The organism is Roseovarius sp. MBR-51, from assembly GCF_053628575.1.
In genome coordinates this window covers 267,527-286,279 of record NZ_JBRJGQ010000004.1, presented here as the reverse complement: position 1 = coordinate 286,279, position 18,753 = coordinate 267,527, and the positions used below count along the sequence as shown (strand labels likewise).

Here is an 18,753-nt window from a genome sequence, read left to right as displayed (position 1 = left end):
GTAATTTTTGTGCAATCATTCACAAACTCACAATTGACAAAAATATCATGTTTGACGACACAGACCGCCGCATTCTGCGGCAATATCAGCATGCACCGACTCTCGGACCCGCCGAGTTGGCGGAGAGATCAGGTGTGGCACCTGCGACCTGCACACGTCGGTTGGAACGTATGCAGGAAGACGGGATACTGCGTGCCAACCGCGCCGTCATCGACTGGCGTGCCCTTGGCTATGAAGTCGAGGTTTCGCTTCGCATCACGTTGGACAAAACCCAACCACGCGCCTTTGACGAATTCACGGCAGCGGCCAGAGATGTCCCGGAAGTTCTTGAAATTCAAACATTTCTCGGCCGCGTTGATCTTCGGCTGTCGATCATAGCCCGCGATATGGCGCATTATCAGCAACTGTATCGCAGCGCCATTCTCACCCTGCCCCATATTGCCGATATCGAGGCGCTCATGCATGTCGCCCGGATCAAATCCGACGAGGTGTTGCCGCTATGATCGAACTCGACACCACCGACCGCCTGATCCTGCGTGAACTCGTGCGTGACGCCACGCAATCCGCAAGCGCTGTCGGCCGCATCCTCGGCCTATCGCAACCTGCGGCTTGGCGGCGTATCAACCGCCTGCGCGAAACCGGCGTGATCAAAGGGCAACGCCTTGAATTGGATCACGAAAAGCTGGGCTTTGGCGTCACGGTGTTCCTTGGAGTCAAACTCGCCACCAAGGGCCGGGTCAGCCTGGAGGATTTCGAACGTGCGGTATCGGCAATCCCCGAGGTACAGACGGTCGAACATATCTTGGGCCTCTATGACTATCGCCTGCGCGTGGTGGCCCGCGACATTTCCGATTTCGAGCGCGTCCTGCGCCGCCGGATCATGACCCTGCCGGGGGTCGGCGATGTCGAGGCCAATGTACTCTTGAGCGAGGAACGTCGTCCGGGGCCGATTGGCTGACGTGACGCACTGGACTTATGGGCCATCCCGCGCCATCTTGCCCGCAAGATAGAGGAGACATCCCATGACTGCCCTGCTCGACCACGTCGATCCCGATGGCCTGCTGGAATATTCGGTGGTGTTCACCGACCGCTCGCTCAACCATATGTCTGCCTCTTTTCAAGAGGTTATGCGCGACATTTCATCCATGCTCAAGGACGTCTATGCCGCCGATGCCGTGGTGCTCGTGCCCGGCGGTGGCTCTTATGCGATGGAATCCGTGGCGCGGCAATTCGGGCGCGGCGCGCATGCGTTGATCGTGCGCAACGGCTGGTTTTCCTTCCGCTGGAGCCAGATTTTCGACGCGGGTCAGTTCACCTCTGACACCACCGTGTGTATGGCGCGGCAAACCGGCAACGGGGCAACGACGCCCTTTGCGCCTGCGCCTATCGACGAGGTCGTGGCCAAGATCCGCGAAGCAAAGCCCGATGTGGTCTTTGCACCGCATGTGGAAACCTCTGCCGGTCTGATCCTGCCCGATGATTATATCACCGCCTTGGCCGATGCCGCACATGAGGTTGGTGCGCTCTTGGTGCTCGATTGCATCGCTTCGGGCTGTGCTTGGGTCGATATGCGCGCCACGGGCGTCGATGTGCTGATTTCCGCGCCGCAAAAGGGCTGGTCGGCCTCTCCCTCCGCCGGTCTGGTGATGCTCTCGGCCCGTGCAGTGGCGCGGCTGGAAGAGACGACGTCGGACAGTTTCGCGCTCGATCTCAAGAAATGGCGCGCGATCATGCAGGCCTATGAAAATGGCGGCCATGCCTATCACGCGACCATGCCCACAGACGCGCTGCGCGGGTTCCGCGATACGATGATCGAGACCCGCGATTATGGGTTCGAGCGTCTGCGCGATGCGCAATGGGACTTGGGCAATGGCGCGCGCGCCATGCTGGCCGCGCGCGGCGTGATGTCTGTCGCCGCCGAGGGGTTTGGTGCGCCCGGCGTGGTCGTCAGCTACACCAGCGATCCCGACATTCAGAACGGCAAGAAATTCATGGCAGAGGGCATGCAGATTGCCGCAGGCGTGCCGCTGCAAGTGGGCGAGCCCGAGGGTTTCCGCACCTTCCGCCTCGGGCTTTTTGGCCTTGATAAGCTCTACGATGTGCCCGCAGCGCTGAAGCGGCTAGAGGTGGTGCTTGCTAAGGTGCTCTGAGCCTCACCCCCGCGCCCCAAGTCCCATCTTCATCAGGGTCTTGCGCACCGGGGCCAGCGAATAGATCGCACTCAACGCCTGCGCGCGTGCATCCCGCAGGGGCTGTGCGCTCAGCATCGAGGCGCGGTTGAGCAAGTCGATCCCCGTCACGCGCGCCTGCACTTCCCAATGCCTGCGGCGATGGTAGGTGTCGAGCATCTGGCGGTCGCCCAAACGCTCAGGGTTCGCCTCCGCCAGTTCCAGCAATACCCGCATATCGCCCAATGACATGTTGAGGCCCTGCGCACCAATTGGCGGCACCACATGCGCAGCCTCAGCCACAAGCGCCACCCGCTCGGTTGACATGCGCTCGGCCACTTGGCTGATGATCGGCCAGACGGTGCGGCGCGACGCCAGCGTCAGGGGGCCAAACAGCTGGCAGGAGCGGGCGTTCATCATGGCCTCGAATTCAGCCACCGGCAGCGCAGCCAGGCGAACCACCTCTGGTCCCTCTTCCATCCAGACGACCGCCGACGACGGCCGTCCCTCGTGGTCAGGGAGCGGCACAAGAGTGAACGGCCCACCAGAACGGTGAACTTCGGTCGATACATTGTCATGCGGGATCGGATGCGTGACGGCAAAGGCAAGCGCCTTTTGCCCATAACGTGTTGTTTTCACACCAATACCTGCCGCTTCACGGATCGGTGAATTGCGCCCGTCGGCGGCAATCACCAAACGGCATCGCACGCGGGCACCGTCAGTCAGCCCCACGCGCGCCTCCGCCTCGCGGGTAAAGAGCGTGGTCGTGCCGGTGCCGGGCCGGAACGTAACCGAGGGCAGGCTTTCCAGATGCGCCGCCATCTCGCGGCGCAAGAGCCAGTTGGGCAGGTTCCAGCCAAAGGGGCGCTCGGAAATATCGCTGGCGTTGAACTCGCGCACGACCCGCGGTTCGGGCACCTCGCCGCCCGCATCAACGATCCGCATCACTTGCAGGTCGGTGGCAAAAGGGGCCAGCCGCGCCCAGAGGCCCGCCTGATCCAAGAGCGCCTGTGCGGGTTGCAAGAACGCCGTAGTGCGCAAGTCAGACCCTTCGGCATCACGCGCGGTCACAGGTGGCGCGGGATCAACGCAGAGCACGGAAAACCCCGCGCCGCCAAAAACCGCAGCCGCCGTCAGACCGGCCACACCGCCGCCCGAGACCACGATATCATAGTCTGCCTGCGCCATTCTCAGAGCCTCCGAAAGCGGTCGAGCGCTTGCTCAGCCGCGCGAGATCAAAATCAGCATAACCCAGATCACCGGGACAAGGGCCAGTGCCGGAATATAAAGCCCCGGAATGCCCCAAAGCACAATACTTGTGGCCCATCCGGCCAGAAAAACCGCCACGCTCAGCAGGATCGGGCCAACGGCGGCGGCGTCGGGATCGTGGCTCTTGGCGAGGGCTTGCTTGGCATTGCTGGGGGCTGTGGTCGCGGTCATGTCGGGCCTCATGGGTCAAAGATGAATCTCGTGCCGCATAGATATGCCCCACCCGCCGAGTTCAAAGGGACGTATCGCCGCAGCGCTCAGACCAGAGCCGCCAGAAATCCGCCCAGATCATCGGTGTGGTGATGTATGTGCTCTGCCTCGATCCGTTCGGGCGCCACATGCACGGTGCGCATTCCCATGGCATGCGGCGCCGCAAGATTGCGCGGGTCATCCTCGAACATGGCCGCAGTTTGCGGCGCGCTCCCATCCTGCCTCAGTATGATCTCAAACGCTTCGGCCTCGGGTTTCGGTCGATATCCGGCATGTTCCACGCCGTAAACCGCGTCAAACGTCCCGGTCAGTCCGCGCACCGTGATCACCCGTTCCGCATAGGGTGCTGAGCCGTTGGTATAGACGATCTTGCGTCCCGGCAATGCGCGAATAGCTGCATTCAGCGCGGCGTCCGGCTCCAGATGATCAAGCGAGATATCGTGCACAGACTGTAAATATGGCCCCGGATCAAGATCATGCAGCCGCATCAACCCCGCCAGTGTCGTGCCATGCTCGCGCCAGTAGTGATGCCGCAACTTATCCGCCTCTGCATGGGTCACGCGAAGCGTGTCCATCACAAACTGCGTCATCCGCACTTCGATCTGGTCAAAGAGCCGTGCCGAAGGAGGATAGAGCGTATTGTCGAGGTCGAAGACCCATGTGCGGATGTGAGAAAAATCTGTCTTGGGCATGGCGCAGATATAGGCGGCCGCGACATGGCGTGCAATCGCCCAAGGCTTGATCCCGCGCCCAAAGCGCGTAAGGTTCCCACCAACAATCAGAAGAAACGGACATGCTGATGAAACCGCCCCCTACCGATGCCTATTCGCTCATACTTGAGGCAATAGATGTTGGCATCTTCAAACCCGGTGACCGACTGGTCGAGAGCGATCTTGCCGAACGCTTCGGTGTCTCGCGCACGCCCATCCGCGAGGCGTTGCAACGACTCGAGACGCAATCCATGCTGAGCCGGGATGGGCGCAGCCTGATTGTATCCTCGTTGGATTACAACCAGTTGGCAGAGCTTTACGTGGTGCGCGCCGAATTGGAGGGACTGGCGGCAGAGCTGGCCGCGCGCCATGCCACGCCCGAAGAGGTGCGCGTGTTGCGTGATATGGTCGAGGATGATCGCGCGCTCTTGGGCAAGCCGGTGGAACTCGCGCGCGCCAACCGGCGGTTTCACAAGCAGATTCACTTGGCCTCGCACAACCGCTTTCTGGTGCAACAACTCGATCTTGTGCATCGCTCGATGGCGCTTTTGGCGACCACGTCACTTGCGGCGGTGGGTCGGGATGAGGACGCGCTGCGCGAACATGACGCGATCGTCGTGGCGATCGAGGCCCATGATGGCAAGGCTGCGGCACAGGCCCTGCGCGATCATATTTCAAAGGCCTTTGTGACCCGGCTCAAGCTTGATTCCGGAGAGGTCAAATCCACCGTCTGACGTGCGCCGCCCTCGGGCGGCGACTGACAGGCCATGCGTGGTCTTATCCCAAAAAAACGGCTTGAGGATCAGCTCGTACAGCGCCTTATAGGCGGCAATAGCCCCCAAGGGTGCGTAAAAATGCATGGTCGGTGCCCATGCCATCAGGTGTCTGTGACGCGGCCCCGCGACAGACGCCATGTGAATGCAGACATTCAGAACCTCGACCGTCAGAAAGAGGCTGCCCAATCCCACCAGCAGCCCACGCGGCAGAACCGGGTCGAGCGGATGCGGCAGGCCAAGCAGCACCAGCCAAAAGGACCACAAGAACGGCGCCAGCAGGAATTGTGAGAGCGCCGAGACGAAATGCGCCTGAAACCCCCAGAACTTGCGCGGCCCGAGCTGCGCATAAAGCAATCGGGGCTGGCGCATATGCACGAGATAGGTGGTCATGTAGCCCTTGAGCCAGCGAGAGCGTTGCTTGATCCAAGGCCAGGCGCGGCAATTGGCCTCTTCCTCGGTCACGGTATTGATCATTTCCGTGCGGTAGCCATGCCGTGCCAGACGAAAGCCCAGATCGGCATCCTCGGTCACGTTATGCGCGTCCCATCCGCCCAATTCTTCGAGCACATCGCGCCGAAAATAAAGCGTGGTGCCCCCAAGCGGAATAGCCAGCCCCAGCCGCGCCATACCGGGCATAAGAGTGCGGAACCAGGTGGCGTATTCGATGGTAAAGCAACGCGCCAACCAAGTCTGTGTGGGGTTGTAATAATCCAATATCCCCTGCAGGCAGGCCACCTCGCGCGGCACCTGCTGAAACCGACGGGCGACAACAGTGATCTGATCAGCATCGGGCGCATCCTCGGCATCGAAAATGCCGATGATGTCGCCTTCGCAGAAATCCAACGCAAAGTTCATCGCGCGCGGCTTGGTGCGCGGTTTGCCATCGGGCACGATCACGGGCCGCACCCACGGCGGCAGGTCGATACCCGCCAGCGTCTGACGGGTCAGATCATCCTCCTCTTCGAGCACGAGGATCACATCGAGCAGGCACTTCGGGTATGTGAGGCGGCTCAGCCGGGCAATGAGCGCATGCGCGATTTCGGTCTCGCGAAAGAGTGGTACAAGGATCGACACTTTGGGCAGGGGACGTTGGGATCGGGGATCGAGCGCCGGAGTGGCTGTCTCGGCCACACGATGCGCCACAAATGCAGCGATCTTGAGCCCGGCAGACACCACAAGGGTAAAGCATGCCCAAAAGGCAAAGAGAGCGAAAATCATCACCGGAAACGCAAGGCTGAGCACTGCGATTCCGGCCAGACCGGCCAATGTTATCCGCAAGCGGCGGTCAAACGCTCCCTCCCAGGTGCGGCAACTCTCAGTCTCCGGCACGCGGGCCTCTGCCCTCTCTCGCAAGAGGTCACGGTGCTCTTGGGCGATGCGGTCCTGAATCGCGTGGCGCGGCGCCATTACTGCGCGCGCACGCTCCAACGATTTGGGCAAGGATGGGCGCAACGCCGCAAGGCTCTCTGGCCCACCCGTGGCCAGAACCGTAGCCCCAGAGGCTCCGGTCAAAGGCAGCACGCCATATTTGAGCAGAATGCGTGGGTCGATGCCTGCGTCAACAGGGTCGGCAACCGCGAGGTCTTGGGCCGTCAACCGTTGGCTGGACAGGCGGCGGGCGTGGGCGGCGAGCAAATCTTCTTCAGTCGCCAGCCCCTCAGCCTGCAGAATGCGGTCGAGGGACGTATCGCAATGCCGCCGCACCATCTCGGCCAAGGCGGCATCGGATCGGCTGATGGCACCGGCCCGAACCAGGGCGCGCCCCAGCGGATTGATCGGCACCCGCGCTCCAGACCCGTGCGCGCCCATGTGGCGGAGTTCGGAAATTCCCATGCTGCGCCCTTTCCCCATTCGGTTCAAGGAACGCTACCGCGCCGTTGGTTAACGATGTTTTAAGGAGAAGTTAACAGAGACGACTTTCTGTCGGCTTAATCCGCCATTGAGGCCGCAAACCGCTCGAACAGATAGAAACTGTCTTGCGGTCCGGGGCTGGCCTCGGGGTGATGCTGAACCGAAAACACAGGACGATCCTTGATCCGGATACCACAATTCGATCCGTCAAAAAGCGAGACATGCGTCTCGACAACCCCTGCAGGCAAGGTCTGACTATCAACGGCAAAGCCATGATTCATAGAGGTAATCTCGACCTTGCCGGTTTCCAGATCCTTGACCGGGTGGTTGGCCCCGTGATGTCCGTGGTTCATCTTGATCGTTTGCGCCCCGAGGGCCAGTGCCAACATCTGATGCCCGAGACAGATACCAAAAAGCGGCAGCCCCGTCTCCAGAACACCCTGAATCATCGGCACGGCATATTTTCCGGTCGCCGCCGGATCACCGGGTCCATTGGACAGGAACACACCATCCGGTGAATGCGCCAGCACATCCTCGGCGGTAGCCGTCGCAGGCAGGACGGTCACGTCACACCCGGCACTTGCCAAACAGCGCAGGATGTTGCGTTTGGCGCCGTAATCGACTGCGACCACCTTATACCGTGCCTCGGTCTGACGCAGATATCCGTCGGGCCAGGCCCAGCGCATTTCATCCCAGCGATAGGATTGCGCGCAGGTCACATCCTTGGCCAGGTCCATGCCCTCCAGCCCGCGAAAGCCGCGGGCCCGTGCCACCAACGCCTCAACGTTGAAATTTCCCTCAGGATCATGGGCAAGGGCCACATGCGGCGCCCCCTGCTGCCGAATGGCGCGGGTGAGGCGACGGGTATCTATCCCCCCGATCGCAATCCGACCACGCCGGGTCAACCAGCTTGTCAGATGCTCTTGCGCGCGCCAATTGCTCGGCTCGGTCGGGTCCCATTTCACCACCATACCTTCGGCCACAGGCTCGGCGGTCTCATCATCCTCGATGTTCACTCCGGTGTTACCGATATGCGGAAAGGTGAAGGTCACGATCTGCCCGGCATAGCTGGGATCGGTCATGATTTCCTGATAGCCCGTCATCGCCGTATTGAAGCACAGCTCTGCCGTGGTCACGCCCACCGCGCCAAACCCGTAGCCGTAAAAGAGCGAACCATCCGCGAGGGCAAGGCAGGCAGTCGGGCGGGGAGTGGAGGCGTGGGCCATGGGTGCGAGTCTCCGGCGCGGGCAAATTTGCGCATACCTACGGGCGTGCCCCGGTCGGGTCAAGGCCCAGTTGCCCCGCTGACCGACACGTCAGGCAGTTGCCATCACACCCCATTAACGTTAGGCTCCTCCTCTTGTAAAGATCATGGGGATGAACTGGAATGGAATTGCGCAACCGGGTCGATCAGGCGCTGAAACAGGCCATGCGGGACAAGGCGGCAAACCGGCTGGCAACGCTTCGCCTGATAAACGCTGCAATCAAGGATCAAGAAATTGCCGGCCGAAGCGCTGACGGAGCCACGCCTGTCGGCGATGCCGACATCTTGGCCATTCTCGCCAAGATGACCAAGCAACGCAACGAGAGCGTGCGCGCCTATGAAGAGGGCGGGCGTCTTGATCTGGCCGAACGGGAACGCGACGAAATCAAGGTCATCGAAGAATTTCTACCACGTCAACTGACAGAGGACGAGGTCAGCGCAGCCATCGACAAGGCGATCAGCGACGTTGGGGCCAGCACGATCCGCGACATGGGCAAGATCATGGGCAAGCTCAAGGATCGTCATGCCGGACAAATGGATTTCGGCGCGGTCGGCCCACAAGTCAAAACCCGCCTCGGTTAGGCGCATCGACCGGGCAGTTCGTCCGTGATGACCAATTGTTGCCTTTCCCCGATCCTCCAGACGCAGACCACTGCGGCGGTATGCGCCGTCATGCAAGGGTCACGCCAAAGTCATGCTTCTGGGATCATCAGGCCCAATCGTTCGCGCCCCCTTACCCGGCCAGCGGCGCAGGCGGGCGCAGCGCGCGGAGCAATTCGCCGTAAAGCACCTTGCGCTCCTCCTCGGACAAGAACGCCCCGATCTCGACCTCGCGTCCCGCCCCTTTGAGCGTCAGGTAATGCGCCACCGGCCCGCCCGTGTCATGCATGGTGACCTGCGCCCAATAGCGGTTGCAGGTCCATTCCTGCACATTACCGCGCGGATTGGTGCGCACCAGATGCACGTCTTCGGGCGCGATAGTCAAAACCTCACGCAGCCGCGCGGTGCGATAGCTATGCTCCAGCGCCCACCACACCCCACCGACCGCCAAGAGCAAAAAGGGCAACAGCCCCCAAAGCACCGCCGTGCCTAGCAGCGGATAGAGCGGGACGGTGATGAGCGTGAAGGTGGCCAGCACAAAGGCAGCAAACCCCCGACGCGGCAGCGACCGGTGCGGCCAGAGCGAGAGGGTCACATCTGTGTCTGCCTCGGTGCGAGGCGTGGTCCATTCATACGGCATGTCGGGGTTTTAACCCGCCGGTGGAAAATGAAAAGGGCGCGGAGGGCCTATAAGCCGGATTCTGTCCACCCCGGACCGTGATCCGGGGTTGGATGACCATTCCTCTTGAGACGTTGTTGCCAACGCCCCTCTAGCTGCCAACCCGGACCGCCGGGCCAAGACGTGCCTGCGGGCGGTATCCCGGACCGGGGTCCGGGACCAGCCCCCGCGCGCGGTCCCTATTTGGCATTGCTCCCGGTGGGGCTTGCCGTGCCGGTCCGGTTGCCCGTCCCGCGGTGGGCTCTTACCCCACCGTTTCACCCTTACCCCAGATCACTCGGGGGCGGTCTCTTCTCTGTGGCGCTTTCCCTTGGGTTACCCCAGCCGGGCGTTACCCGGCACCGTTGTCTTGTGGAGTCCGGACTTTCCTCGTCACCCTTGCAGGTGCCGCGGCCATCCGGCCCTCCGCGCAAGCGCTGACTTAGGCGCTTGGGGCGGTGCGGTCAACGGCGAAGCGTGCGGCGAGGTCTGCCATCAGCGCGCAGTCCTGCGGCTCCAGCGGGCCAGAGGCCATCGGGCGAAACCGCAGGCGAAAGGCGCGCAGGATATCGGCGTCGCTGACGCCCTCGGCCTGGATATAGCCAAAGTGCGCGGCATCGCGGGCGAATTGCGCGGGCGCGACCTCAGCCTCTGCCAAAAATTCGGGCCAGATCGACAAACCCTGCCGCGCCAACCGCAGCCAGTCAAAACGTGGCCCCGGATCGCATTTGCGCGCGGGTGCCATGTCGGAATGGGCAATGACGCGCGCGGGCGCAATATCCCAACGCGCCATGATCCCTGCCATCACCCCTTCAAGCGCCGCCATCTGCGGCTCGGAAAACGGATGCGCCCCAGTGTTCGCCAACTCAATTCCAATGGAGCGCGAATTGACATCCGTCACATCCCCCCATTGCCCAGCCCCGGCATGCCAGGCGCGCGCGCCCTCCTCGACCAGTTGCCAGACGCGGCCATGTTCGCAGATCAGGTAATGCGCCGACACCTCGGCCTGCGCATCACAGAGGCGCTCCAGCGCCGCCTCTGTGGTCGCCATCGCCGTGTAATGCAAGACAATCATGTCCGGCCACACGCCCCCTCGGCGCGGACCGAAATTGGGCGAGGGGCGCGAGATCACGGGCTTGTCAGCCGCGCACCGCATTGCGGTACGGGCGCGGGTCCCACCCGCAGGCATAGCCATCGCCGTCGGGGTCAAGACCTTGGCGGTCCTTCTCCGGCCCACCACGCCGCAGGAAATCCAACTGCGCCTGATCCGAAGACGGGTATTGCGCACAATTCCGCTCGAACTTGCTCGACGCACTCAATCCGATCCGTCGATAGACCGGCGTGCCCACGGCATGTTTACTGTTCAGCGCATATTCCACGATATTGGGACCAACGTCATTGGGACGGCTGCCAATCGCTTGCGGCTGGACCACCTGATATTGCGCGCGATTATTGGCAATCCGCGCGGCATCCTCTTCGATGGAACGCTCTGCGCCAACGGCATCAAAATTATTCTCTTCTGAGATCCCGGCGGCATTCTCGACTGCGGGCGGAGGGTTGGACGGGCTTGCCTGTAGCGGCACCTCACCGGAATTGGCCGCCGCCGCATCAAGAGCGGCACGCGCGTCTGCCGCGATGGCCGCTGCATCATCGGACCCCGCCGACATGGACTGTCCTGTGGCGTTCAGCGGCTCGGTCGAGACCGCATCGGGCGGTGGCAAACCACCTTGCGCCAAGGCGGCTTCGCGCGCCGCTTTCTCACGCTCATAGCTACCATAATCCTGAAACCCGACCCCGGCACCGCTATCGGGAACTGCGGGCGCGCAGGCCACAAGCGCCACGAGGGCGACCAAACCAAGAGTGAACCGCATCTGTCCTAATCCTGCCAAAAACTCTATCGACCCGCGCCTTACCACCATTTCGCGGGCTTGGCCACAAAGCCTGCAGCCGCTTCGAGCGCATAGGCGGTGTTGAGCAGATCGCCTTCTTCCCAAGGCCGCCCGATCAGTTGCAGCCCGAGCGGCAAACCCTTGCCATCCAGCCCGGTGGGCACGGCAATGCCCGGCAACCCCGCGAGGTTGACCGTCACGGTAAAGACGTCGTTGAGATACATCTGCACCGGATCGGCATCGGTCATCTCGCCCAGACCAAAGGCGGCGCTTGGCGTGGCCGGTGTCAGGATCGCATCGACACCAGCGGCAAAGGCGTCGTCAAAGTCACGCTTGATCAGCGCGCGCACCCTGCGGGCACGGTTGTAATAGGCGTCATAGAACCCGGCCGAGAGCACATAGGTGCCCACCATCACGCGGCGCTGCACCTCCGCGCCAAAGCCTTCGGCGCGGGTTTTCTCATACATTTCCGTGATGCCATCGCCCTGCGCCAGCTTGGCCCGGTGGCCATAGCGCACCCCGTCATAGCGTGCGAGGTTGCTTGACGCCTCGGCAGGCGCGATCACGTAATAGGCGGGCAGTGCGTATTTCGTATGCGGCAGGCTGATATCGCGGATCTCTGCCCCGGCGGCGCGCAGCATATCGGCCCCATCAGACCACAGCTTTTCGATCTCGGCGGGCATGCCCTCCATCCGGTATTCGCGCGGTATGCCGATCACCTTGCCGCGAATGTCGCCCGTCAGCATCGCCTCGAAATCCGGTACGGGAATATCGGCCGAGGTGCTGTCTTTGGGATCAAAGCCACACATCGCGCCCAGCATGATCGCGCTATCGCGCACCGTCTTTGTCATCGGCCCGGCCTGATCGAGGCTTGAGGCAAAGGCCACGATCCCCCAACGCGAACAGCGGCCATATGTGGGCTTGATGCCGGTGATGCCAGTGAAGGCCGCAGGTTGGCGAATCGAGCCGCCCGTGTCGGTGCCGGTCGCCCCAAGGCAGAGGTCGGCGGCCACGGCGCTGGCCGACCCGCCCGACGATCCACCGGGGGTCAGCGCCGCCGCGTCATTGCCGCGCCGCCACGGATTGACGGCATTGCCATAGCATGAGGTTTCGTTGGACGATCCCATGGCAAACTCGTCCATGTTGAGCTTGCCCAACATGACTGCACCCGCATCAAACAGGTTCTGCGATACGGTCGACTCGTACTCAGGCAGGAACCCCTGAAGAATCCGGCTCGCAGCTTGGCTTGGCACACCCTTGGTGCAGAAAAGATCCTTGATGCCCAACGGGATGCCACACATCGCGGGCGCATCGCCCTTGGCAATCCGCGCATCCGCCGCCTGCGCCTGTGCCCGCGCCAGATCGGGCGTGTGATGCACAAAGGCATTGAGCGCCCCAGCCCCTTCTACCGCCGCGAGACAGGCCTCGGTCAACTCGAGGCTCGTCACATCCCCCTTGCGCAGCGCATCGCGCGCCTCGGCAATCGTCAGTCTGTTCAACTCGGTCATTATTCCACCACCTTCGGCACGGCAAAGAAGCCCTCGCGCGCATCCGGCGCGTTCGACAGCACCGCCGTCTGCTGATTGCCGTCATTGACCACATCCTCGCGCCGCCGCAACCGCATCGGCGTAACAGAGGTCATCGGCTCCACGCCCGACACATCCACCTCGTTCAGCTGCTCGATAAACCCGAGAATCGTGTTGAATTCATCGGCCAGCGCCGGCAGCGCCTCGTCCTTGACAGCAATCCGCGCCAGCTTGGCCACCTTGGCGGCGGTTTCGAGATCAATCGACATGAGCCTCTCCCATGATCCGTTTGCCCTGCGTTTACCGCCGGGGCCGCGTGGGCGCAAGCGGATCGCGGCGCGCAGCACCATCCGCCCCTTTCCTTGAGCGGCTGGACCGCTAAGATAACGCAATCAGGAAACAAGCGGAGATAAAAATGCACATCACATGGCTCGGCCACAGCTCTTTCCGGATCGAAATCGGCGGACAGGTCCTGCTCCTTGACCCATGGCTCAACGGCAACCCGATGCTGCCCGAGGATCAACATCGCCCCGCCACCGAGGGGGCCACCCATATCCTGCTCACCCATGCGCATTTCGACCATGTCGCGGATGTGTTGCCTCTGGCCAAACGCCTCGGCGTGCCGGTCGTGGGGCAATATGACCTCATGTCCCATTGGGAGGCCAAGGAGAATATCCAGACCGTCGGTTTCAACAAGGGCGGCACGGTCGATCTGGGCGGGGTGCAGGTGACGATGGTGCATGCCACCCATTCCACCTCGATCGCAACCGACGCCGGGCCGCAGGTCACCGGCAGCGAATGTGGCTACATGATCGCAGGCGAAGGGCATGTGATCTATGTCTCGGGCGATACCGATGTGATGGCCGATATGGGCGTCTTCAACGCGCTGCATGCGCCCGACATTGGGATTCTCTGCGCAGGCGGGCATTTCACCATGGACATGCGCCGCGCCGCCTATGCGGCCAAGACCTTCTTTGACTTCAAGACGGTGATCCCCTGCCACTACCGGACTTTCCCGATCCTCGAGCAATCCGCCGACGCTTTGGCGGCGGCCCTGCCGGGGGTCGATGTGATCGAACCGCAGGTGATGCAGCCGATCACGCTCTGAGCGCCGCGCGCCTTTCACTGTTCCAAAAATACTCAACTCACGCCCCGGGCTTGCCCCGGGGCCTCGCGTGACAAGCTAAGAGGCCCCGGGGCAAGCCCGAGGCGTCAGGCCCAGCTCAGCGTTTGGCGCGCCGCCAGCCTGCGGCGCGGGCCTCGGCCTCGGAGCAGAACCAGCGTTCGCCCTTGGCCTCGGTGATGACCGTCGCGTCGTAATCCGCCTGTCCGGGCATATGATAAATCTGATTGCCCGATCCGCTGCGATTGCCCTTTATGACGCAGCCCCCTTGCGGCGCGGGCGCGTTTGCTTGGGCCTCTGCCGCGCGCTCTTCGCGCACCATGCGGCGGTGATCCTCGGGGCGGGCCATCAGCACCTCGTGCAGCCCGCGCCCCGCAACCACAGCGGCCTTTTCATCCAGATCATAGGCCATCGAATATTTGCGATAGGCCAGCGCCAGACCATCCGCCACCAGCATCCGGCCCACATCCTGCCCCACCACCGTGCAGCGCGCGACGGTGCGGTCATAGCGGTCCTTCTCCACCGCCTCGCAGCGCGCCGCGCGGCCTTCAATGCGGGCGCGTACCTCTTCGGCCACCCACGTGCCGCAATCCCAGGTCTCGCCATCGGTGTTGGTGCAGATCTGCCCCAGTTCCGGCGCGTCGATCCCGTGCAGCCGCACGCGGACCTCGCCCACGTCGAACGTATCGCCGTCGATGACCCGGACAGGGCCGCCAAACTCCTCCGCCGCCGCCGCAGAGAGCGGGACCAGACCGAGAACGATGAGTAAACAAATTCTTAACATGCCCCCTTATGCAAGAGGCCGCGCCCGTCATTCAAGACAGAAGGTGAACAAAAGGTTAACGGTTCACCGCTGGCTCTGCGCCCAATCGGGATGCATCCAAGGCTCTGCATTCTCGGGCGGCAGCGGGCTGCGGCCCAGCACGGCATCGGCGATTTTTTCGCCCACCATGATCGAGGGCGCGTTGAGATTGCCGTTGGTGATGCGCGGAAACAGGCTCGAATCCGCCACGCGCAGCCCCTCAACCCCGATCACCCGGCCCTCTGGGTCGACCACCGCCATCGGATCGCTCGCGCGCCCCATCTTGCAGGTGCCACAGGGGTGATAGGCGCTCTCGGCATGTTCGCGGATGAAATCGTCAAGCTCATCGTCGCTCTGCACCGCCGCACCGGGCTGAATCTCATGCTTCACATAGGGCGCAAAGGCGCTTTGTGCGAAAATCTCGCGGGTGAGGCGGATACAGGTGCGGAAATCCTCCCAATCCTGCGCCTCGCTCATGTAGTTGAAGCGGATCACCGGATCATCGGCGGGATTGGCGCTGCGCAGGGTCACGGCCCCGCGCGACGGGCTGCGCATGGGGCCGACATGCGCCTGAAAGCCATGCCCCTCGGCGGCGGCCTTGCCATCGTAGCGCACGGCGATGGGCAGGAAATGATACTGGATGTCGGGATAATCCACGCCCGCGCCCGAGCGGATGAAGCCGCAACTTTCAAACTGGTTGCTGGCCCCCGGCCCGCTCTTGTTCAAGAGCCAGCGCGCGCCGACCCAAGCCTTGCCAAAGAGGTTCCAGTATTTGTAGAGGCTGACGGGCTGGCTTGCGGCCATCTGGATGTAAAGCTCCAGATGATCCTGTAGGTTCTGGCCCACGCCCGCACGGTCGGCGACCACCGGGATGCCGTGTTCCGCCAGATGCGCAGCCGGGCCAATCCCGGACAACATCAAGAGTTTGGGCGAATTCAGCGAGGAGGCAGCAAGGATCACCTCTTGTCGGGCCCGCACGACCTGCTTGTGACCCTTGATGATCACCTCGGCGCCCACCGCGCGCCCCCCTTCGATCACCACGCGGGTGACAAGCCCCCGCACCAGATCGCAATTGCCGTGTTTCAGCGCAGGCCGCAGATAGGCATTGGCCGCCGACCAGCGCTGGCCTTTGTGGACGGTCATCTCAAAGGGGCCAAACCCCTCTTGCTGATGGCCATTGTAATCATGGGTCTCGGGATAGCCCGCCTGTTTGCCCGCCTCGACAAAGGCGCGCACCAGCGGGTTGTCGCGCCGCCCCCGGCTGACATGCAGCGGGCCATCATGGCCGCGCCAGCCCGCATCGCCGCCATGGCCGCCGTCATGCCAGTTTTCCATCCGCTTGAAATAGGGCAGCACATCGGCATAGCCCCAGCCATCACAGCCCTCGTCGCGCCAATGGTCATAGTCGCGCGCATGGCCCCGCACATAGACCATGCCATTGATCGAGGACGAGCCGCCGATCACCTTGCCCCGCGGACAGGCAAGGCGACGATTGCCCAAATGCGGCTCTGGCTCGCTCAGGTAGCCCCAGTCATAGCGTTTCATGTTCATCGGGTAACTCAGCGCGCCGGGCATCTGGATGAACGGTCCGGCATCGGTGCCGCCATGCTCGATTACCAGCACGGATTTGCCTGCCTCGGCCAGACGGTAGGCCATGGCACAGCCCGCGCTGCCTGCGCCAACGATGACATAATCGGCTTGCATCAGTCTCTCTTTCCTTGCGCGCAATCCCTGCCGAACCCGGCCGAAATTGAGTATTTAAAGAACGATGAACGCATCACTCACCCCGCGGGAAGCGCTTGCTTTCCTCCAGCACGTTGAGGTCCATGTGGTTGCGCATGTACCGCTCAGAGGCCCTTTGCAGCGGTTGGTAGTCCCATGGGTAATAGCCGCCTTTGCGCAGCGCCTCGTAGACCACCCAGCGGCGCGCCTGACTTTCGCGCACGGCGGCGTCAAAGGCGGCAAGATCCCAGCGCGCCGCGGCCTTGGCCTGCAATTGCGCCAGCGTTCCGGCATGGGCGGGGTCCGCCGCCAGATTGGTCAACTCGTGCGGATCAGCCTCCAGATCGAAAAGCTGATCGGGGTCGAGCGTGCAGCGGTTGTATTTCCACTTGCCATAGCGCAGCGACACAAGCGGCGCTTGGGACGCCTCGGCGGCATATTCCATGGCGACCGGCGCCTCGCGCGTGCCCCCCTGCCCCATATAGACCAGCGATTGCCCCTCGGTCCACGGCATCACCTCGGACATATCCGCCCCGGCCAATTCGCAGAGCGTCGGGCAGACGTCGATATTGCTGACCGGATCGGTGATCAGCCCCGGTGCCATACCTGGGGCCGAGATCATCAGAGGGACGCGGGCGGACCCCTCGTAAAAGCACATCTTGAACCACAACCCGCGCTCGCCCAGCATGTCGCCGTGATCCGAGACAAAGAGGATGATCGCCTCTTGCCGGGTGGCTTCCAGAGCCTCGAGAATCTCACCGATCTTGTCGTCGAGATACGAGATATTGGCGAAATAGGCGCGCCGCGAGCGGCGAATGTCCTCTTCGGTAATGTCAAAATTGCGCCAGTCATTGGCGTCGAAAATCCGGCGCGCATGGGCGTCGTGATCGGCATACGCCATGGCCGGAACCTCTGGCAGCAGATGGTCGCAGTCCTCATAGAGGTCCCAGTATTTTTTGCGCGCCACATAGGGGTCATGCGGATGGGTGAAGCTGACCGTCAGACACCACGGCCGCGCATCGAGCCCCCGCGCCAGATCATAGACCTTGGCCCGCGCGTTAAACGCCACCTCGTCATCATATTCCATCTGGTTCGAGATTTCCGCGACACCCGCGCCCGTCACCGAGCCCATATTGTGATACCACCAGTCGATCCGCTCGCCGGGTTTGCGATAATCGGGCGTCCAGCCGAAATCAGCGGGGTAGATGTCGGTGGTCAACCGCTCCTCGAACCCGTGCAACTGATCGGGGCCCACGAAATGCATCTTGCCGCTCAGGCAGGTCTGATAGCCCGCGCGGCGCAGGTGATGCGCATAGGTGGGAATATCGGCGGCGAATTCGGCGGCATTGTCATAAACGCGGGACCGCGACGGCAAGAGCCCCGACATGAAACTCGCCCGCCCCGGCGCGCAGAGCGGCGAGGCGGTATAGCTATTTGCAAAACGCGTGGAGCGCGCCGCGAGCGCCTTGAGATTGGGCGCGTGCAACCAGTCGGCCGGACCATCGGGAAAGAGGGTGCCATTCAACTGATCAACCATGAAAATCAGGATATTGGGGGCGGTCATGGCGTCTCCTTCTGGGGTAGGCTGGTGTCGAGGTAATGAAGCAGCACTTCTATCGCGAGGCCGGGCTGCATCGGCCCTTCGCGCAGCGCCTGACGGATATAAAGCCCGTCGATCATCGCCGCGAGGCCACGCGTCAGCGTGCGCGCCTCATCCGGGGCCAACGCACGAAAGGCGTGATGCAGGTTCGACCGCAGCCGCCGCTGATAGATGTGCAGCAAACGCCGCGCCTCGTCCGAGCGCTGCGCCTGCACATAGAAATTGAGCCAGGCCGACACCATCTCGGCGCGGAATTGCGCAGGCGTGAAACTGGCGCGGATGATGGCCTCGATCCGGTCTCGCGGGGTCTTGGCCATGATCAGCGCGCCGCGCACCTCCGCCCCATAAAGCGTGAGGATATGGCGCATCGCGGCCACGAACATCTGCTCTTTGGAGCCGAAATAATGATGCGCCAAAGCCGAGGACATGCCCGCCCGCCGGGCAATCTGCGCCACCGTCACATCCAGACTGCCATGCGCGCCGATCTCTGAAATCGTGGCCTCCACCAGCGCGCTGCGCCGGATCGGCTCCATCCCAATTTTCGGCATGCACCCCCTCCAAAGACCAGTTGCCAGACTGGCCTAA

Annotated in this window: 20 protein-coding genes and 1 other RNA gene; 6 read left to right on the top strand and 15 right to left on the bottom strand. The window is 62.6% G+C overall.

Annotation, left to right across the window (positions count from 1 at the left end; genetic code table 11):
- The first annotated feature begins 47 nt into the window (after positions 1-47).
- The 3 genes from ACSSVY_RS07900 (at position 48) to ACSSVY_RS07890 (ending at position 2,150) form a co-directional block, all read left to right on the top strand.
- Complete coding sequence (locus tag ACSSVY_RS07900) at positions 48-503, top strand: Lrp/AsnC family transcriptional regulator (RefSeq protein ID WP_454268858.1); 456 nt, start codon at positions 48-50, stop codon at positions 501-503.
- Positions 500-958, top strand: coding sequence for an Lrp/AsnC family transcriptional regulator (locus ACSSVY_RS07895; RefSeq protein WP_454268857.1), 459 nt, complete (start codon positions 500-502; stop codon positions 956-958). The genes ACSSVY_RS07900 and ACSSVY_RS07895 overlap by 4 nt, the downstream gene beginning before the upstream one ends.
- A 64-nt stretch (positions 959-1,022) precedes the next feature.
- Positions 1,023-2,150, top strand: a complete 1,128-nt coding sequence (locus tag ACSSVY_RS07890; protein ID WP_454268856.1) for an aminotransferase class V-fold PLP-dependent enzyme — start codon at positions 1,023-1,025, stop codon at positions 2,148-2,150.
- 3 nt (positions 2,151-2,153) lie between these two features.
- On the opposite strand, the gene ACSSVY_RS07885 is transcribed toward ACSSVY_RS07890, so the two are convergent.
- From ACSSVY_RS07885 to ACSSVY_RS07875, 3 genes are all read right to left on the bottom strand, one after another.
- Complete coding sequence (locus ACSSVY_RS07885; protein WP_454268855.1) at positions 2,154-3,356, bottom strand: UbiH/UbiF family hydroxylase; 1,203 nt, start codon at positions 3,354-3,356, stop codon at positions 2,154-2,156.
- A gap of 33 nt (positions 3,357-3,389) precedes the next feature.
- The gene (locus tag ACSSVY_RS07880) at positions 3,390-3,608 is read right to left on the bottom strand and encodes a hypothetical protein (protein WP_454268854.1); all 219 of its coding nucleotides are present in this window, start codon (positions 3,606-3,608) and stop codon (positions 3,390-3,392) included.
- An 86-nt stretch (positions 3,609-3,694) separates the two neighbouring features.
- Positions 3,695-4,339, bottom strand: coding sequence for a pyrimidine 5'-nucleotidase (locus ACSSVY_RS07875; RefSeq protein WP_454268853.1), 645 nt, complete (start codon positions 4,337-4,339; stop codon positions 3,695-3,697).
- A gap of 101 nt (positions 4,340-4,440) precedes the next feature.
- Here ACSSVY_RS07875 and ACSSVY_RS07870 point away from each other — a divergent pair, with 101 nt between their 5' ends.
- Positions 4,441-5,091 (top strand): GntR family transcriptional regulator, encoded by a 651-nt coding sequence (locus ACSSVY_RS07870; RefSeq protein WP_454268852.1) that lies wholly within the window; start codon positions 4,441-4,443, stop codon positions 5,089-5,091.
- Here the strand turns inward: ACSSVY_RS07870 and ACSSVY_RS07865 are convergent.
- Together ACSSVY_RS07865 and carA are read right to left on the bottom strand one after the other, a co-directional pair.
- Positions 5,032-6,966 (bottom strand): glycosyltransferase family 2 protein, encoded by a 1,935-nt coding sequence (locus ACSSVY_RS07865; protein WP_454268851.1) that lies wholly within the window; start codon positions 6,964-6,966, stop codon positions 5,032-5,034. The two genes, ACSSVY_RS07870 and ACSSVY_RS07865, sit on opposite strands and share 60 nt — an antisense overlap.
- 95 nt (positions 6,967-7,061) lie before the next feature.
- Entirely contained in the window at positions 7,062-8,210 is a 1,149-nt protein-coding gene (gene carA / locus ACSSVY_RS07860; protein ID WP_454268850.1) for a glutamine-hydrolyzing carbamoyl-phosphate synthase small subunit, read from the bottom strand.
- Positions 8,211-8,371: 161 nt separating this feature from the next.
- Between carA and ACSSVY_RS07855 the strand changes: the two genes are divergently transcribed.
- Positions 8,372-8,830: a GatB/YqeY domain-containing protein gene (locus ACSSVY_RS07855; RefSeq protein WP_454268849.1), complete on the top strand. Its 459-nt coding sequence runs from the start codon at positions 8,372-8,374 to the stop codon at positions 8,828-8,830.
- 151 nt (positions 8,831-8,981) lie between these two features.
- Here ACSSVY_RS07855 and ACSSVY_RS07850 read toward each other — a convergent pair whose 3' ends face one another.
- From ACSSVY_RS07850 to gatC, 6 genes are all read right to left on the bottom strand, one after another.
- On the bottom strand, positions 8,982-9,488 hold the full coding sequence (locus ACSSVY_RS07850; RefSeq protein ID WP_454268848.1) for a DUF2244 domain-containing protein: 507 nt from the start codon (positions 9,486-9,488) through the stop codon (positions 8,982-8,984).
- 34 nt (positions 9,489-9,522) lie between these two features.
- Positions 9,523-9,936, bottom strand: an RNA gene (rnpB, locus tag ACSSVY_RS07845) — RNase P RNA component class A.
- Positions 9,937-9,948: 12 nt separating this feature from the next.
- Positions 9,949-10,581 (bottom strand): N-acetylmuramoyl-L-alanine amidase, encoded by a 633-nt coding sequence (locus ACSSVY_RS07840; RefSeq protein WP_454268847.1) that lies wholly within the window; start codon positions 10,579-10,581, stop codon positions 9,949-9,951.
- A 64-nt stretch (positions 10,582-10,645) separates the two neighbouring features.
- Positions 10,646-11,377, bottom strand: coding sequence for a hypothetical protein (locus ACSSVY_RS07835; RefSeq protein ID WP_454268846.1), 732 nt, complete (start codon positions 11,375-11,377; stop codon positions 10,646-10,648).
- Between the two features lie 38 nt (positions 11,378-11,415).
- Entirely contained in the window at positions 11,416-12,903 is a 1,488-nt protein-coding gene (gene gatA / locus ACSSVY_RS07830; protein WP_454268845.1) for an Asp-tRNA(Asn)/Glu-tRNA(Gln) amidotransferase subunit GatA, read from the bottom strand.
- A complete protein-coding gene (gatC, locus tag ACSSVY_RS07825; protein ID WP_040651348.1) occupies positions 12,903-13,190 on the bottom strand; it encodes an Asp-tRNA(Asn)/Glu-tRNA(Gln) amidotransferase subunit GatC in 288 nt (95 codons plus the stop codon). Before gatC ends, gatA begins: the two co-directional genes overlap by 1 nt.
- A 146-nt stretch (positions 13,191-13,336) precedes the next feature.
- On the opposite strand from gatC, the gene ACSSVY_RS07820 reads away from it, so the two are divergent.
- Entirely contained in the window at positions 13,337-14,029 is a 693-nt protein-coding gene (locus tag ACSSVY_RS07820; RefSeq protein WP_454268844.1) for a metal-dependent hydrolase, read from the top strand.
- 115 nt (positions 14,030-14,144) lie between these two features.
- Here ACSSVY_RS07820 and ACSSVY_RS07815 read toward each other — a convergent pair whose 3' ends face one another.
- The 4 genes from ACSSVY_RS07815 to betI form a co-directional block, all read right to left on the bottom strand.
- Complete coding sequence (locus ACSSVY_RS07815; RefSeq protein ID WP_454268843.1) at positions 14,145-14,828, bottom strand: thermonuclease family protein; 684 nt, start codon at positions 14,826-14,828, stop codon at positions 14,145-14,147.
- A gap of 63 nt (positions 14,829-14,891) precedes the next feature.
- Positions 14,892-16,550 (bottom strand): choline dehydrogenase, encoded by a 1,659-nt coding sequence (gene betA / locus ACSSVY_RS07810; RefSeq protein ID WP_454268842.1) that lies wholly within the window; start codon positions 16,548-16,550, stop codon positions 14,892-14,894.
- Positions 16,551-16,623: 73 nt separating this feature from the next.
- A complete protein-coding gene (gene betC / locus ACSSVY_RS07805) occupies positions 16,624-18,132 on the bottom strand; it encodes a choline-sulfatase (RefSeq protein ID WP_454268841.1) in 1,509 nt (502 codons plus the stop codon).
- Positions 18,129-18,716 (bottom strand): transcriptional regulator BetI, encoded by a 588-nt coding sequence (gene betI, locus ACSSVY_RS07800; RefSeq protein WP_454268840.1) that lies wholly within the window; start codon positions 18,714-18,716, stop codon positions 18,129-18,131. Before betI ends, betC begins: the two co-directional genes overlap by 4 nt.
- Positions 18,717-18,753 lie beyond the last annotated feature (37 nt).